The organism is Aestuariivivens sediminis, assembly GCF_022662105.1.
Taxonomy (GTDB): domain Bacteria; phylum Bacteroidota; class Bacteroidia; order Flavobacteriales; family Flavobacteriaceae; genus Aestuariivivens; species Aestuariivivens sediminis.
Genome location: NZ_JAKMCP010000007.1, coordinates 124,310 through 139,119 on the forward strand (window position 1 = coordinate 124,310; position 14,810 = coordinate 139,119).

15 protein-coding genes and 1 tRNA gene are annotated in these 14,810 nt (G+C 38.2%); 7 read left to right on the forward strand and 9 right to left on the reverse strand.

The genetic code is table 11. The features are described 5' to 3' along the window. Positions 1-12 precede the first annotated feature (12 nt). From MR054_RS15085 to MR054_RS15100, 4 genes are all read right to left on the reverse strand, one after another. A complete protein-coding gene (locus MR054_RS15085; RefSeq protein ID WP_242158624.1) occupies positions 13-579 on the reverse strand; it encodes a hypothetical protein in 567 nt (188 codons plus the stop codon). Between the two features lie 284 nt (positions 580-863). Further along, a complete protein-coding gene (gene murA, locus MR054_RS15090; protein ID WP_242086337.1) occupies positions 864-2,174 on the reverse strand; it encodes a UDP-N-acetylglucosamine 1-carboxyvinyltransferase in 1,311 nt (436 codons plus the stop codon). 5 nt (positions 2,175-2,179) lie between these two features. Then, positions 2,180-2,815: a DUF4290 domain-containing protein gene (locus MR054_RS15095; protein WP_242086335.1), complete on the reverse strand. Its 636-nt coding sequence runs from the start codon at positions 2,813-2,815 to the stop codon at positions 2,180-2,182. Between the two features lie 66 nt (positions 2,816-2,881). Continuing rightward, positions 2,882-3,175, reverse strand: coding sequence for a DUF493 family protein (locus tag MR054_RS15100; RefSeq protein WP_242086334.1), 294 nt, complete (start codon positions 3,173-3,175; stop codon positions 2,882-2,884). A gap of 276 nt (positions 3,176-3,451) precedes the next feature. On the opposite strand from MR054_RS15100, the gene MR054_RS15105 reads away from it, so the two are divergent. The 5 genes from MR054_RS15105 to MR054_RS15125 all read left to right on the forward strand — a co-directional run bounded on the left by MR054_RS15105 (position 3,452) and on the right by MR054_RS15125 (position 7,987). Continuing rightward, on the forward strand, positions 3,452-3,991 hold the full coding sequence (locus MR054_RS15105) for an AAA family ATPase (protein WP_242086333.1): 540 nt from the start codon (positions 3,452-3,454) through the stop codon (positions 3,989-3,991). Position 3,992: 1 nt separating this feature from the next. Then, complete coding sequence (locus tag MR054_RS15110) at positions 3,993-5,897, forward strand: RecQ family ATP-dependent DNA helicase (protein ID WP_242158625.1); 1,905 nt, start codon at positions 3,993-3,995, stop codon at positions 5,895-5,897. Continuing rightward, positions 5,894-6,841: a methionyl-tRNA formyltransferase gene (gene fmt / locus MR054_RS15115; RefSeq protein WP_242158626.1), complete on the forward strand. Its 948-nt coding sequence runs from the start codon at positions 5,894-5,896 to the stop codon at positions 6,839-6,841. Before MR054_RS15110 ends, fmt begins: the two co-directional genes overlap by 4 nt. A 189-nt stretch (positions 6,842-7,030) precedes the next feature. Next, positions 7,031-7,303, forward strand: coding sequence for an HU family DNA-binding protein (locus MR054_RS15120; protein ID WP_019386644.1), 273 nt, complete (start codon positions 7,031-7,033; stop codon positions 7,301-7,303). Positions 7,304-7,426: 123 nt separating this feature from the next. Beyond that, positions 7,427-7,987: a YqgE/AlgH family protein gene (locus MR054_RS15125; protein WP_242086325.1), complete on the forward strand. Its 561-nt coding sequence runs from the start codon at positions 7,427-7,429 to the stop codon at positions 7,985-7,987. Here MR054_RS15125 and MR054_RS15130 read toward each other — a convergent pair. Beyond that, positions 7,984-8,826: an aminotransferase class IV gene (locus MR054_RS15130; RefSeq protein ID WP_242158627.1), complete on the reverse strand. Its 843-nt coding sequence runs from the start codon at positions 8,824-8,826 to the stop codon at positions 7,984-7,986. The two genes, MR054_RS15125 and MR054_RS15130, sit on opposite strands and share 4 nt — an antisense overlap. A 54-nt stretch (positions 8,827-8,880) precedes the next feature. Beyond that, positions 8,881-9,273 carry an START-like domain-containing protein gene (locus tag MR054_RS15135; protein ID WP_242086321.1) on the reverse strand — a complete coding sequence of 131 codons (393 nt, stop codon included), beginning with the start codon at positions 9,271-9,273 and terminating at the stop codon, positions 8,881-8,883. 131 nt (positions 9,274-9,404) lie between these two features. Between MR054_RS15135 and MR054_RS15140 the strand changes: the two genes are divergently transcribed. Continuing rightward, a tRNA-Met gene (locus MR054_RS15140) sits at positions 9,405-9,478 on the forward strand. Positions 9,479-9,642: 164 nt separating this feature from the next. Here the strand turns inward: MR054_RS15140 and MR054_RS15145 are convergent. The 3 genes from MR054_RS15145 to MR054_RS15155 form a co-directional block, all read right to left on the reverse strand. Continuing rightward, complete coding sequence (locus MR054_RS15145; protein WP_242158629.1) at positions 9,643-11,157, reverse strand: aminotransferase class V-fold PLP-dependent enzyme; 1,515 nt, start codon at positions 11,155-11,157, stop codon at positions 9,643-9,645. A 104-nt stretch (positions 11,158-11,261) separates the two neighbouring features. After that, a complete protein-coding gene (locus MR054_RS15150) occupies positions 11,262-13,271 on the reverse strand; it encodes a protein-disulfide reductase DsbD family protein (RefSeq protein WP_242158631.1) in 2,010 nt (669 codons plus the stop codon). A 140-nt stretch (positions 13,272-13,411) separates the two neighbouring features. Then, entirely contained in the window at positions 13,412-13,594 is a 183-nt protein-coding gene (locus MR054_RS15155) for a hypothetical protein (RefSeq protein WP_242158633.1), read from the reverse strand. 546 nt (positions 13,595-14,140) lie between these two features. Between MR054_RS15155 and MR054_RS15160 the strand changes: the two genes are divergently transcribed. Beyond that, positions 14,141-14,810: MopE-related protein (locus tag MR054_RS15160; protein WP_242158634.1), on the forward strand; the 670-nt coding region annotated here is incomplete at its 3' end.

Consider the following 14,810-nt stretch of genomic DNA (forward strand, 5'->3'; position numbering starts at 1 on the left):
TAATTTTCCAAATTAATCTTTTTTCGCCTTAAAGAGACTCTGAATACCAAACCACAGCAGGACCATTATTAAAACCGTAAAATAAACCGCCGATGTCGCACTTTTAAGCATTGAGAAAATCATGGTGAGATGAACTTCTATAGCGGTTAAGTCCGGATAGGTGTTCAATAAAACAATTACTCCAAAATTCTCTAAATAATCTGCGAGCCCTGCAATTACAGGTAATGCACATAAATAAATAAGGGGTCTTTTCAATTGATGTATTTTATTAAGAAAAAAGCCCAGGAGTAAACTGTAAGTTAACCCAAAAAGAAATGGATACACCATATCCACCGGGATTTGTATGGTCAAATAGGTATTACGCCCTTGCACCCCTAGGGAACTGAACAAGTCATTGACATAGTTAAAATCATATCCAAGTGGCATCATATCCAATAGCTTCATACCATTGGCGAAGGCCATAGTTTTGGGAATGGTAACCATTAACATAAAAACATAAACCAAAGTGGTCAGGCTAAAAAGCCAAAAGACCTTCTTCCCCTGGATATTACCTTCTATAAACCTGATAAACCTGTTCATGTGATATTTAATTTGCAACAAGCCATAGCACTGTCACAAGTTAAAAATATAAAAAAGATGCCTTATTTAGGACATAAGCATGATGGATTTAAAAACAATGACAAAATAATCCAAATCGTCCTGAATATTTTTTGGGTAAGATGGTAAACATAGAATTTCCGATAACCCTCGCGATATTGGTCCGTTACGCCCAATGAAAGGCTAGAAAAGGTCCTGCTACCATGATAATCCATGACCTGGCTTCAATAATTTATAATGCAGCGTAAATATGTGAAATGACAATTTTATTCCACCCTTGTAATATGGGCCCCTATAGCTCGCAGGCGCTCGTCTATACGTTCATAGCCACGATCAATCTGCTCTATATTTTGAATGGTCGATGTGCCTTTTGCCGACAAGGCTGCTATAAGCAGTGATACACCGGCACGTATGTCGGGGGAAGTCATGGTTGTAGCCTTTAAAGTTGATTTAAAATCATGACCTATAACCGTGGCCCGGTGGGGATCACACAGAATGATTTTAGCCCCCATATCAATTAATTTATCCACAAAGAACAAACGGCTTTCAAACATTTTTTGATGCACCAGAACACTACCTTTGGCCTGAGTGGCCACCACTAATACAATGCTCAATAAATCAGGAGTAAATCCCGGCCATGGGGCATCTGCTATGGTTAGTATAGAACCATCGATAAAACTTTGGATCTCATAACCATCGGTATGTGCAGGAATATGGATATGCTCTCCCTGCCTTTCAACGGTAATTCCAAGTTTTCTAAATATGGTGGGCATAATACCCAAATCATCCCAGCTTACATTGGTAATAGTCAATTCACTTTTTGTCATAGCCGCTAAACCAATCCAGCTCCCTATTTCAATCATATCGGGCAACATGGTATGTTCTGTGCCCCCTAATCGCTTAACGCCATCGATGGTTAACAAATTGGAACCAACCCCACTAATCTTAGCCCCCATGCGATTTAGCATTTTACACAACTGCTGCAAATAAGGTTCACAGGCCGCATTATAAATGGTTGTTTGTCCTTCTGCCAGAACAGCGGCCATCACAATATTAGCCGTACCGGTCACAGAAGCCTCTTCAAGAAGCATATAAGTGCCTTTCAGTTTTTTAGCCTCGACACCATAAAACTGCTCCTCTCGACTGTACCCAAATTCAGCCCCCAGTTTTATCAGGCCTGCAAAATGGGTATCGAGCCTTCTACGGCCTATTTTATCGCCACCAGGTTTAGGAATATACCCTTTACCAAAGCGAGCCAGTAGTGGACCCACAATCATAATTGATCCTCTTAAGCCCCGTCCATCAACCTTAAACGCATCAGATTCTAAATAATCCAAATTAAGGTCATCAGCTTGAAAACTGTAACTTCCCTTGGACAATGATTCAACTTTAACACCTAAATTTTTGAGTAAACTAATAAGTTTGTTGACATCTAAAATATCGGGTATATTGTTTATAGTTACCTTTTCTGGTGTTAACAAAACCGCACACAATATCTGTAGTGCCTCGTTCTTTGCACCTTGGGGTTGAATACTACCTTTTAATTGATGACCGCCTTCTATTTTAAATAATCCCATAAATACTAGTAGCGTTTTCTTTGGCGATTGGAGGTTTTCTTGTGTCCTTTTTTACTTGAGTATTTGCCTTTGGAACGCATTAAACTGGAAGCATCCGACAAATCTTCATCCGAATTCCTCAGGTTTATTTTTCCACCGGAAAGCTCGTATAAATGATCGTAAATCACATCGTCTTCAACCGTGTCCTTATTCCAGTTCAAAAAGCACTTTTTCATGTGATTGGCAATGGTATAGATCAAAGCCTCCTTTAGATCTCCATCTTCCCAGGTATTTGCAACGTCTATCATGGTCTTAATATTGTTACCATAAAAACGGTATTTGGGATGGTTTTGCGGGTATCTTAAAGGCTCAGGACGTTCTTCAAATAGTTCCTTTGAAGGTTTTGTAAACGGTGAATCCGCATCCAAACCAAAATTAGACATGATAAAAAGCTGATCCCATAATTTATGTTGAAAATCGGGAACATCGCGTAAATGGGGTTGTAAATTACCCATTACGGCAATAATAGCTTTAGCGAGTTTATTTCGTTCCTCTTTAGTCTCTCTTGATTTGGCGTAGTTAATCATCTTTTGGATGTGACGTCCATATTCTGGAATGATTAAATGTTCACGCTCGGTGTTGTATTCTAAATTGTCAATCAAAATTTTAGTGTGTAGAATTAATATTAGGCCTGCAGTTACTATGTGTTCGCAAAATACAAAAAAAATCTAAAGGCTTATCACCCCATCCACTTTTTCTGCCACTTCTTTATATTTATCGATGACGGCATTGGGATCTCGCATCTGCAAATTAACTGAAACACTTGTATATTTGCCTTTTTTAGATTCAATGGTATTTATCACTGCTCCCATATTATCAAAAATAGCTTCGATCTCTGCTATTTTCTGTAAATCGGACTTTACTATAAATTTATATAAATATTCGGATGGCCAACTGTTGGTTTCATACAGTTGTGCCTCTAGTTTTTTGTAGAATGCTTCAGCATCAGAATCGGTCGCCATAGGTTAATTTATAAACAGCAAAAATACATGAAATTTTTCATTTACAACTACTCAAAAATAATGGAAATGAACCCGAATGGTTTTCAACCAAATTCAACGTAGAAATTAGGATTTAAAAACACTCATGATAGCCTGTGCACATCAAGTCGTTACCGGGGTACTCTTATTTTGGCACTCCCAATCCTGATTTAAGTTGGAAATTGGGAACATATCGTTTGCTTTCAATTTTTTTTATACCAGTTAAATTACGATTTTTACATTCAAATTCCTACCAGTTTGAACACAAAAAAAATTATTATAACAGGTGGACCCGGAACAGGAAAATCTACCATAATTGATGAATTGTTAAAACGTGGGTATACCTGCCTGGAGGAAATTTCCAGACAAGTTACGCTAGAGGCCAAAAAGAAAGGCATTGATCAGTTGTTTTTAACCAGGCCTTTGGTGTTTAGTGAATTATTACTAAAAGGAAGACAAGAACAATACCTAAAAGCTGATATGCTTCAAACTGATACCGTATTTTTTGATAGGGGCATTCCCGATATTCTGGCCTACATGGATTTTATTGGTGATCCTTATCCTGATGCTTTTGTTGAAGCGTGTAAAGTCTCAACTTACGATGCGGTTTTTATCCTGAAACCCTGGGAAATCATTTACACCAGCGATAATGAACGGTACGAAAATTTTGAACAGGCTTTACAAATTCATGATTATTTGGTTAACACCTATAAAAATTATAACTATACCTTGATAGATGTCCCTTTTGACACGGTTGAAAACCGGACCGATTTTATTTTAAATATTGTAAATATGTAATATGGAGCATCCCATAGACCTTTTGGAACGCTACTGGAAATTCACCTCCTTCAAACCACAACAGGAGGCCATTATCCAATCGGTTATTGAAGGTCATGACACGTTTGCGCTTCTGCCAACGGGTGGAGGGAAATCCCTATGTTATCAAATCCCGGCCTTATGCAAAAAAGGCTTATGTATTGTCGTATCCCCTTTAATTGCCCTGATGAACGACCAGGTTAACGCGCTTAATGATAAAGGCATTAAAGCTTTGGCTTTGACCAGTGGGATGTCATTCCAGGAATTGGATGTGCTTTTGGACAATTGTATCTATGGCAACTATAAGTTTTTATATTTATCGCCTGAGCGTTTACAACAAGAGTTGGTTCAGGAGCGTATTAAACAATTGCATGTCAATTTAATTGCTGTCGATGAGGCCCATTGCATTTCACAATGGGGTAATGATTTTAGACCTGCTTATAAAAACATTTCCTTATTACGGGAACTCCACCCTAATGTCAATATTATTGCCTTAACGGCATCGGCGCGAACCCATGTAGTTGAGGATATAATTAAGGAACTGGATCTTAGTCAACCAAAACTATTCAAACAATCCTTTTTAAGACCCAATTTGGCCTATATGGTGTTTCATGAAGACGATAAATTTTATCGCATGGAAACCATCTTAAAAAAACAGAAGGCTTCTGCTATCATTTATGTTAGAACAAGACGACTAAGTGTGGAGGTCAGTTCGTTTTTAGAATCAAAAAACATGAGTTCAACATTCTATCATGGCGGACTCACCACTGATGAAAAGAACAATAATATGACTCAGTGGTTACACAATAATAAACAGGTTATGGTCGCTACCAATGCCTTTGGTATGGGTATAGACAAACCTGATGTAAAAACGGTTATCCATCTAAATTTACCTGAAAGCATTGAAAGTTATTTCCAGGAATCGGGTCGCGCGGGGCGCAATGGGGAAAAAGCCTATGCTATTATTTTAAAGAATAAGAACGATGAAAATTTGGTTAAAAACCAGTTTTTAAAGGTTTTACCAACGGTGGACTTTGTCAAAAAAGTGTATCGGAAGCTTTGCAACTATTTTCAAATATCTTACGGAGAAGGCGAGTATAATACCTTTGACTTTAATTTCAATACTTTCTGTAAAACCTATAACTTCAGTTCTAACATATGTTACAATACCTTATTGCTCTTGGATAGAAATAGCATAATTAGTTTAACCAGACAATTCCACAATAAAGCGAGTGTACAATTTGTCATTCCGAACCATAGCCTTTTTAGTTATTTGGAAACGCATAGTGAATTGGAGGATGTTGTAACATCACTACTCAGGATATACGGTGGTATTTTCGATCACATCACCAAAATTAATACCCTAAAAGTTGCGGAAAAAGCGTCGGTAACAGAGGCGTATGTCCTTAGGGTATTGCACCAATTGGAAAAGGACCAGGTTATCCATTTAAATTTAACAAATACCGATGCCAAAATCACCTTTATAGAGCCGCGTGAAGATGATAAAACCATCAACAGGATTGCTGCAGTGATTGAGCAACAAAACCAATTAAAGCAAAATCAGGTCAAAGCGATGCTCAAATACATTGACAACGATTCCGTTTGCAAAAGCAAACAGTTGCTCTCCTATTTTGATGAAACCGAAGTGGAACCCTGTGGTATTTGTACCGTATGTTTGCGCAAAAATAAAATAAACAAGGATATTAGTCCGAATACCATAAAAAAAAGCATTATAGAACTGTTGGAGAACGGGGATCAGACTTCAAGACATATCATATCCCATATTAATGCCTCTGAGGACCAGACCCTTAAGATAATAAATACGCTATTGGAGCATAATATCATATCCATTACAGAAACAAACACCTATAAACTAAGTCATTTATGAGGAATTTAAGAATCGTTTTTATGGGCACCCCATATTTTGCTGTATCTACCTTAAAGGCATTAGTAGAACACAATTATAACATTGTTGGTGTTATTACTGCGCCTGACAGACCTGCTGGTCGGGGACAAAAACTCCAGGAGAGCGCTGTAAAAGCATATGCAAAATCGCAGAACTTGACTGTCTTACAACCTACAAATTTAAAGGATAAAGAATTTTTAAGAGACTTAAAACTTTTACAAGCCAACCTCCAAATTGTGGTGGCTTTTAGAATGCTTCCCAAAGCGGTCTGGCAGATGCCCCAATATGGCACCTTCAATTTGCATGCCTCATTGTTGCCTAATTATCGCGGTGCAGCACCTATTAATTGGGCCATTATTAATGGTGAAAAAATAACAGGGGTATCCACATTTTTTATTGATGAAAAAATAGATACCGGTGAAATGATCCTTCAAGATACGACACCCATCGATCCGAATGAAAATGCCGGAAGCCTTCATGACAAGCTCATGGACCAAGGGAGTGCGCTGGTCCTTAAAACGGTAAAACTAATAGAAAACAATGCGGTTAAAACAACGCCCCAGGTAGATACCGAGGGTATTAAAACGGCGTATAAGCTGAATAGGGATAACTGTAAAATTGATTGGTCCGATTCTATGGAAGCCATTTATAATAAAATTCGTGGATTAAGTCCCTATCCGGGAGCCTGGTGCGTCCTTATTAATGGTGAAGCGCAATTGGATATTAAGATTTATGAAAGCAAAAAAGAATCTTTTAAGCATGCCTACAAAACAGGACATATAGTGGTTGGCAAAAAGGAATTGAAGGTGGCGGTATCTCATGGATTCATCAAAATTGAAAAAATTAAACTCCCAGGCAAGAAATTGATGGAAGCAGAATCGCTATTAAACGGTTATGTTTTTCATGACAATGCAAAAATGCTCTAAACCCTTATTAACACTACCATTTGAAAACATCGATAAAAAACTTCTCCTTTATTAACAAATACGTCAAGTTATTAACAAAACCGCGTATTTCCCTTGCTATTACTTGCATGGTTACATAATCCGTATAAATTTGTATAGGATTTAACAACAATGTTTAACCAATTTTTTTAATAATTTAAATTTTATATTATGAACAAAACAGATTTAATCGATGCAATGGCAGAACATGCAGGAATCACCAAAGCTGCTGCTAAAAAAGCTTTAGAATGCGCTCTTATAGAAATTGAAGGTGCTTTACAAAAAGGTAACCGTGTTTCTTTAGTTGGATTTGGCTCTTGGTCGGTTTCTAAAAGATCAGCGAGAGAAGGCAGAAACCCTCAAACAGGGGCAACTATTAAAATTAAAGCAAAAAATGTTGTAAAGTTTAAAGCTGGTTCAGATTTATCAAACGCAGTTAACTAAATTTACGCCATAAATAATAATAAAAAGCCTTCAAAAATTTGAGGGCTTTTTTTGTTTAACCGTAGGGTATAGTTGCATGTTTAAGAAATATATATTAGATTTAGTTACAAATTCCTCAATAGCATGATAACACTTAAACCAAAAAAAGGCGACTTATTAATTGCTGAACCGGCAATAATTGGTGATGTATCATTTAACCGTTCGATAGTATTATTGGCAGACCACAATAAGGAAGGTTCTATTGGTTTCATTTTAAACAAACCTCTCGATTACACGATTAATGACCTTATTCCTGAAGTTGAAGCGTACTTTAAAGTATATAATGGTGGGCCTGTTGAACAGGACAATTTATATTTTATCCATAAGGTTCCTGAACTCATTCCGGATAGCATTGAGATTTCCTTTGGCATATATTGGGGAGGTGATTTTAATAAAGTAGTAGAGCTAATAACCGGTGCCATTCTTAAAGAGAATGATATTCGATTCTTTTTGGGCTACTCAGGCTGGGATACCAATCAATTAGAGGAGGAGCTAAAATTAAATTCATGGGTAGTCTCGGAAAATATTTATAAAAAAGAAATTATTGAAAAGGACTATCAGCACTTTTGGAAAGAAAAAATGCTGGAACTAGGTGGTGAATACATTATTTGGTCGAATGCACCCGAAAATCCGAACTACAATTAAGCGTACCCTAATTTATCATTTAGTTTCTGAATCAAGTTTTTGGAGACTTCAAACTTAAACTCTTTTTTTCTGTATTTGGTTACCGGCTGAATTCCTGTGATTACATTGGTTATAAAAATTTCATCAGCCTTTTGAAGCTCAAAAGCAGAAATTGAGGCTTCTTCTAATTGGTATTCCTGGCTGTTTTTAACCAAATCCATAATTTGCTTACGCATGATCCCCTTTAAACAGCCCTCTGTAATGGGAGGTGTCTTTATTAGGTTACCAATCACTAAAAATACATTACCATTTAAGGCTTCAACAACATGTTTATTTGTATTTAAAACCAAACAATTGTTCAGATTGTTTTCCTGGGCAAAAATGCTTCCAACCACATTTATGGCTTTATTGTTGGTCTTTAAGGTGGACAGCAAACTCGGGGAGATATCATAATCCTTAAATAAATCAATCTCATAATACCCGTCCTTGAACAAGTAAGCACCGGATTCCAGGGATTCCGCTAAAATTATAAATTCAACGGTATGATTTTTAGGTAAATACAACCCCCCTTCCACACGATGGACCTGTAACTTAACTCTCGCAAAACGATTTGATAATTGATGGGCCTCCAATGCTTTTTGAATCTGCATTTCCAAAAATTCCATGGTGAAATTCATGGGAATTTCCATTCGCATAATGCGCATAGATGCCATTAATCTAAAATAATGGTCTTCCCAAAACAACAATTTGCCGTTTACAGACTTAATAGTTTCAAAAAGTGCATCTCCATACGCATATCCTCTATTTTTTGGTGATATACAATAGATGTCGTCTACTATTTTTCCATTAAAATTAACCATAAAAAAAATCCCGAAAAATTCGGGACAAATATAAGATTTAAATACATTTTACAATTATGCAGAACCCAATACCTGTTTCAAGTCAGAAATTTGGTTGTCCCATAACATTTTGGCTTCATCAATCTCATCTTCCTCTGCAAAATCAGTAACCATCAATGACACGTCTTTAGTTATTTCATCAACTTGAATACGAATTTCAAAATAATAGCTCAATTCTTCATCCTCATCTGCCAACCATCTGAATTTGACCCGTTCGCCATTTTTTTTACTGAGCAATTTTGCTTTTTCTTCACTACCGTCCCAAATAAAGGTAAATACTTCCCCTCTGGAATTCACATTATCCGAGAACCATTCCGACAGGCCAGAGGGCGTAGAGATATATTGATACAACAACTGAGGTGATGCATGGATGGGAAATTCAATTTCAAATTTAATTTTATCGTCCATAAGTAACTCTTGAATTTATGTTGCTCAATATATACATTAATTAATAAGTATTACAAAATTTTTAGATAATATTTTTGACAACTTCTGTTTGTATGCAATATTTTTGTTTTTATATTTGCAGCCGTTAAAATGGCGAGGTAGCTCAGGTGGTTAGAGCGTCGGATTCATAACCCGGAGGTCTCGAGTTCAAATCTCGATCTCGCTACAACAGCAAAGGCCCGGTACGACAGTACCTGGCTTTTTTTGTTTTTAGGGCGTGAAAAGCTTGCTTGAAAACGACCTGAAAACAAAACATCCACAAACACGCAAGGGTTTGGGATTTGCTATTGTCATACCCACCCCATTGAGATTTTGTAAATCCATTAACCCTTAAAGCTTGAACCATTGTTTTACCAGTTCCACTTCTGTGGGTTGTGCCGTTTTATGAATGTAATCGTTTTTTACCGGATCATAGACATAATCCTTTGACCATTCCTCAATGTGTTCCGCCAATTCCACCAAGGCCTTGCAGATAAAGTCTATGTCGGCATCCGTCATGGTTGGATGTATAGATAATCGCACCCAGCCAGGTTTTTCCGTATTACAGCCCTCAAGGATTTGTTGTTCGATGGCTTTGGACCTTTGTTGATCCACATTGAGTAAAAAGTGTCCATAAGTACCGGCACAGGAACAACCACCCCTGGTTTGAATTCCAAATCGATCGTTCAGTAGTTTAACGACCAAATTGAAATGATACTCTTCAAAATAGAACGAAAAAATTCCTAATCTGTCTTTATGGTTTGGAGCCAATATGGATACCTCGTCCAAACGTTCCAATGTCTTGAATATTTTAGGATTGATCTCCTCTTCCCTGGCATGCATGTTTTCAACACCCATTTGCTCTTTTAATTGAATGGACAGAGCCACCTTTATGGTCTGTAAAAATGCCGGCGTCCCCCCGTCCTCTCGTGTTTCAACATCATCAAAATAATCATGGTCGCCCCATGGGTTGGTATAGCTTACCGTACCACCGCCAGGATTGTCGGGTACTAGATTTTTATACAGTTTTTTGTTAAATACCAATACGCCGGAACTTCCCGGACCTCCGAGAAACTTATGAGGTGAAAAATAAATGGCGTCTAAATACTCCGCTTCGTCATCGGGATGCATGTTGATGTTCACATAAGGTGCAGCACAAGCAAAATCCACAAAACAAAGCCCATTATACCGATGTGCAAGGGCCGCTATTTTGTGATAATCGGTTCTAAGGCCCGTTACATTAGAACAGGCTGTTACAGCGACTATTTTAATGGGTCTGTGCTCATGCTCCCTTAAGCAGGTTTCAAAATGCTCCAGACTAATCAGCCCCTCCTCATTGGAAGGGACAACCACAACATCGGCTATGGTCTCCAGCCAGGACGTTTGGTTTGAGTGGTGTTCCATATGACTAATGAATACGATGGGACGCTTTTCTTCAGGAACTTGTGTATGGTCCTTGAGATTTTCGGAAACTTTCAGACCCAAAATACGCTGAAATTTATTCACAACCCCCGTCATCCCGGATCCATTGGTTATGAGCATGTCATCCTGGCTTGCATGGACATGACGCTTAATGATATTCCTGGCTTCGTGATAGGCCAATGTCATGGCCGCTCCCGATGTGGAGGTTTCGGTATGTGTATTAGCCACAAAGGGTCCAAACTCATTTAAGAGCTTTTCCTCAATGGGGCGGTACAACCGTCCGCTCGCGGTCCAGTCGGTATAGATCAATGTTTGGGTTCCGTAAGGAGACTTAAAGGTTTGATCGATCCCTACGATATGCTTTCTGAATTGTTGAAAGTAATTTTCCAAGGAAGTATTTGACCGGATACCATTTGACCTGGACTTAAGAATACTATTTTTCATCTTCTGAATTTTTAAACAAACCCTCCGGCAAGCAACCGGAAGGGTTTCAATCATAATCTACCGCAATTGAAATCTGTAACGGTACAACGTTTAAAACTTGTTGACTATTCAAAATTACCAATACCCCGCTTGAGCCAATCATGGAACTCATCCACATCCGGGGTATAGGCCACGGGATCTATTAAATTCTCCTCATTATGGTCCATCAACACATAGAGGGGCTGGGTATTGGATTTATATTTTAAAATCTGTAATTCCGTCCATAATTTGCCTATGGTATTCAGCATTTTTCCCGGACGAACTTTGGACTCCTGTATTTGATCTTCCGGCAGCTTGCGCTTATCATCTACATACAGTGATACCAGTACAACATCATTCTTTAAAATGTCCAAAATCTGAGGTTTCGGCCATACATTTTGTTCCATTTTCCTGCAATTCACGCAGGCCCAGCCTGTAAAATCGATCATGACTGGCTTGTTCACTTTTTTGGCATAAGCCAGACCTTTATCATAATCATCAAAGGCCAGGATATCATGGGGTTCCAGTAAGTGGGCCCCTTCAAGCAAGGCTTCATGGGAATTTGCCGATCCCCCGCCTCCAAGTTTTGTGAATCCCACACCATACGGGGACTCACTGTAATGCTGCGGAGGAGGAAAAGCACTTATTAAGTTTAGTGGCGCCCCCCAGAGTCCCGGAATCATATAAATCGTAAAAGATAACACCAATAGACCCAGACTCAGTCTTCCCACGGAAATATAGGTTACGGGGGAGTCATGAGGCAACTGAATTTTTCCGAAGAGATAGAAAGCTAAAGCACCAAAAATGGCAATCCAAATGGCAAGGAACACTTCACGTTCCAATAAGTGGAGTTGCAATACCAAATCGGCCTGTGATAGGAATTTAAAGGCCAAGGCCAATTCCAAAAACCCTAAAACCACCTTTACGGTATTCAACCATCCGCCAGATTTTGGCAATGCATTCATCCATCCCGGGAAGGCCGCAAACAAAGCAAAGGGTAAGGCTATGGCCAACGAGAACCCAAGCATTCCAATGATGGGCCCAATGGTGTTGCCACCAACTGCAGCCTCGACAAGTAAGGTTCCTACAATAGGACCGGTACATGAAAAGGATACAATAGCCAGGGCCAGGGCCATAAAGAATATCCCAATGAGTCCGCTACGGTTGGATTGCGCATCAACCTTATTGGCCCAGGATTGGGGTAATGTAATTTCGAAGGCTCCCAAGAAAGAAACCGCAAAAACAACCAATAACAGAAAGAACGCTAAATTAAACCACACATTCGTGGACAGGGCATTCATCGCATCAGCCCCAAAAATAAAGCTCACCAACCAGCCCAACAAGACGTAAATAACCACAATGGAAATACCATAGTAAATGGCATTTCTAATACCCAGGGCCTTGGTTTTACTTTGTTTTGTAAAAAAACTCACCGTAAGGGGAATCATGGGGAATACACAAGGCGTTAACAAGGCTGCAAACCCTGAGAAAAAAGCTAAGATAAATATGGCCCATAAGCTTCTTGAGTTAGAATTATTCGTGTTTGAAGAAGTACTTTTCGATGGGGTTTTGTAAACGGAGTCTCCTGTTTGGGCATCCGCGTCAGCCCCTGGAGTCACCTCGCCCGATGCGCTGTGGTCTGGTACCCCTATCTTAAAGGTCAAATCTACTTCCGTTGGTGGCAGACATTTGGTATCATCACAAACCATAAACTCAACTGTACCTGAAATGGAGCTGGTCTCATCCGGAATTTCAACTTTCTGTTTAAAAGTGGCTCTGTTCTCAAAGAACTTGATTTCCATCTCGAACACAGGATCATTTATGGTATGGCCATCTTCTTCCGAAGTATTCCCTAAAATGATAATTTTACCACCCTGATCATCATAGGTAAAAGTGGTTGGTATAGGCCCCCCCTCAGGAACATCCTGTGAATAGAGGTGCCAGCCCTTATCGATGGTCGCTGTGGTCACCAGATTATATTCGGAATCTGAAATCTTCTCAACGGAGGTGCTCCATGTTACAGGTTCAAAAATTTGGGCAGACCCCTTAAATTGACCAATTAATGCGACAAGGACTATTAAAATAAATTTATTCATTGCTTTGGTTTATGTTTTATACGGGCTGCCTTCACAGCCCGTAGTGACCTCTTTCTAAGGTATTGCGTGACTCATTCAAAAATAACAAAGTTCGTTTAAAGATATCATGTAATTAAAATAAAACGGCATTTAATACTTTTTTAACTAAAGTTTTTATAATAAAACAAGATGTTCATACCCTTGTTCATATCGATCTTCTTCGAAACCGTAAAGTTCTTTAACTTTGTTGCACGTAGTACTGCCACCTTGAGATTGTAAAACCTGAAAGCCAACACAAGAGAAAGTGTGGGTAATACGCCGTCGTAATTAATGAATGTGTCCATGGTCATTTTAGTTATGTACACATTATGACCTTTAAGACCATTACTCCCCTTATTAAAAATATGTTAAAATCTAAATTCATTCCTATTTTTTTTTAAGTTTCATAATGGATTTGAATTTAGTTTTATTAAATTCTTAAATACTTGATTAACAAGTATATATGTTTAATTACATTGTTAAGATAATGCGCTTTGTCGATTTTTTTTGCATTTCATAGATATTTTATCAAAAATTTATCATATATTCGTGACCATAAAACATAAGGTTTAAAAATGATCTTGAAAAAAAAAGTAGGTGATTTCCATAAACAACTGTTTTATAACTAATTACTATTAATTAATCTGTTGTAAAATTTTAGATGACCCAACGGTAGATATTACAGGTATTTCAACGAGTATATTTGCTATTTATAGCGCATCCTAATAATTTTACTATTCCCTCATAAAATTGGTTAATAGCACCAAATATCAATAATGATGGTTCGTTTTAAAAAAAAAATTAAAGCGAATCAAACATGTTTTGTGCAATGCCCTAAATATTAACAATTTATGAAGAAGCGTTACTTTTATAAATTTCTTTATACCCTAAGTGCCCTATTATTCTGCCTTCCGCTGCTGGCTAATAATATTTACTTAAATCGGACCGTTGCACCTACTAATCATACCAACTACCCTTACTATGGTGTACTGTCGGATTATGCACGGTTGAATAATTTCAATGATTACCCTCAATCCGAGTTAAGTACTTTACAATATCCAATCAATAATTTATTCTTAATTTATTATATAGACTCAGATTTGGATGGGTATGGCGACTCTTCTGATCCAGGAACTGATTACGGTATTGATCCGGGCGTTGGATATAGCTTAACGAATAACGACTGTGATGATACTTTAGCTTCAATTAACCCAGCTGCAATTGAAATACCATGCAATGGAATTGATGAGAATTGTAATGGTATGGCAGATGACACTTTAAGTGCTAACTTAAATTCCAGTGACTCGGACTGCTTTGGAGCCTCTAACGGCTCCATCACCATTTCTGCCGTTTCTGGAGGATCTGGAAGCTACGACTATTCTATTGATGGTGGAGCTACTTGGACCGCTTCGCTTAACAATACAGGATTGACGGCCGGCTCTTACGATGTCCAAATTAGAGATGCTAATGCAACTTCTTGTGTCATCGATTTAGATGGAGGAACTAATACTAATATATCAC

Bases quoted from the DNA above. Each gene is read 5' to 3' on its own strand.
- MR054_RS15085 (WP_242158624.1), bottom strand. From the start codon at position 579: ATGAACAGGTTTATCAGGTTTATAGAAGGTAATATCCAGGGGAAGAAG.
- murA (WP_242086337.1), bottom strand. From the start codon at position 2,174: ATGGGATTATTTAAAATAGAAGGCGGTCATCAATTAAAAGGTAGTATT.
- MR054_RS15100 (WP_242086334.1), bottom strand. From the start codon at position 3,175: ATGGCGACCGATTCTGATGCTGAAGCATTCTACAAAAAACTAGAGGCA.
- MR054_RS15110 (WP_242158625.1), top strand. From the start codon at position 3,993: ATGGAGCATCCCATAGACCTTTTGGAACGCTACTGGAAATTCACCTCC.
- fmt (WP_242158626.1), top strand. From the start codon at position 5,894: ATGAGGAATTTAAGAATCGTTTTTATGGGCACCCCATATTTTGCTGTA.
- MR054_RS15120 (WP_019386644.1), top strand. From the start codon at position 7,031: ATGAACAAAACAGATTTAATCGATGCAATGGCAGAACATGCAGGAATC.
- MR054_RS15125 (WP_242086325.1), top strand. From the start codon at position 7,427: ATGATAACACTTAAACCAAAAAAAGGCGACTTATTAATTGCTGAACCG.
- MR054_RS15130 (WP_242158627.1), bottom strand. From the start codon at position 8,826: ATGGTTAATTTTAATGGAAAAATAGTAGACGACATCTATTGTATATCA.
- MR054_RS15135 (WP_242086321.1), bottom strand. From the start codon at position 9,273: ATGGACGATAAAATTAAATTTGAAATTGAATTTCCCATCCATGCATCA.
- MR054_RS15145 (WP_242158629.1), bottom strand. From the start codon at position 11,157: ATGAAAAATAGTATTCTTAAGTCCAGGTCAAATGGTATCCGGTCAAAT.
- MR054_RS15150 (WP_242158631.1), bottom strand. From the start codon at position 13,271: ATGAATAAATTTATTTTAATAGTCCTTGTCGCATTAATTGGTCAATTT.
- MR054_RS15155 (WP_242158633.1), bottom strand. From the start codon at position 13,594: ATGGACACATTCATTAATTACGACGGCGTATTACCCACACTTTCTCTT.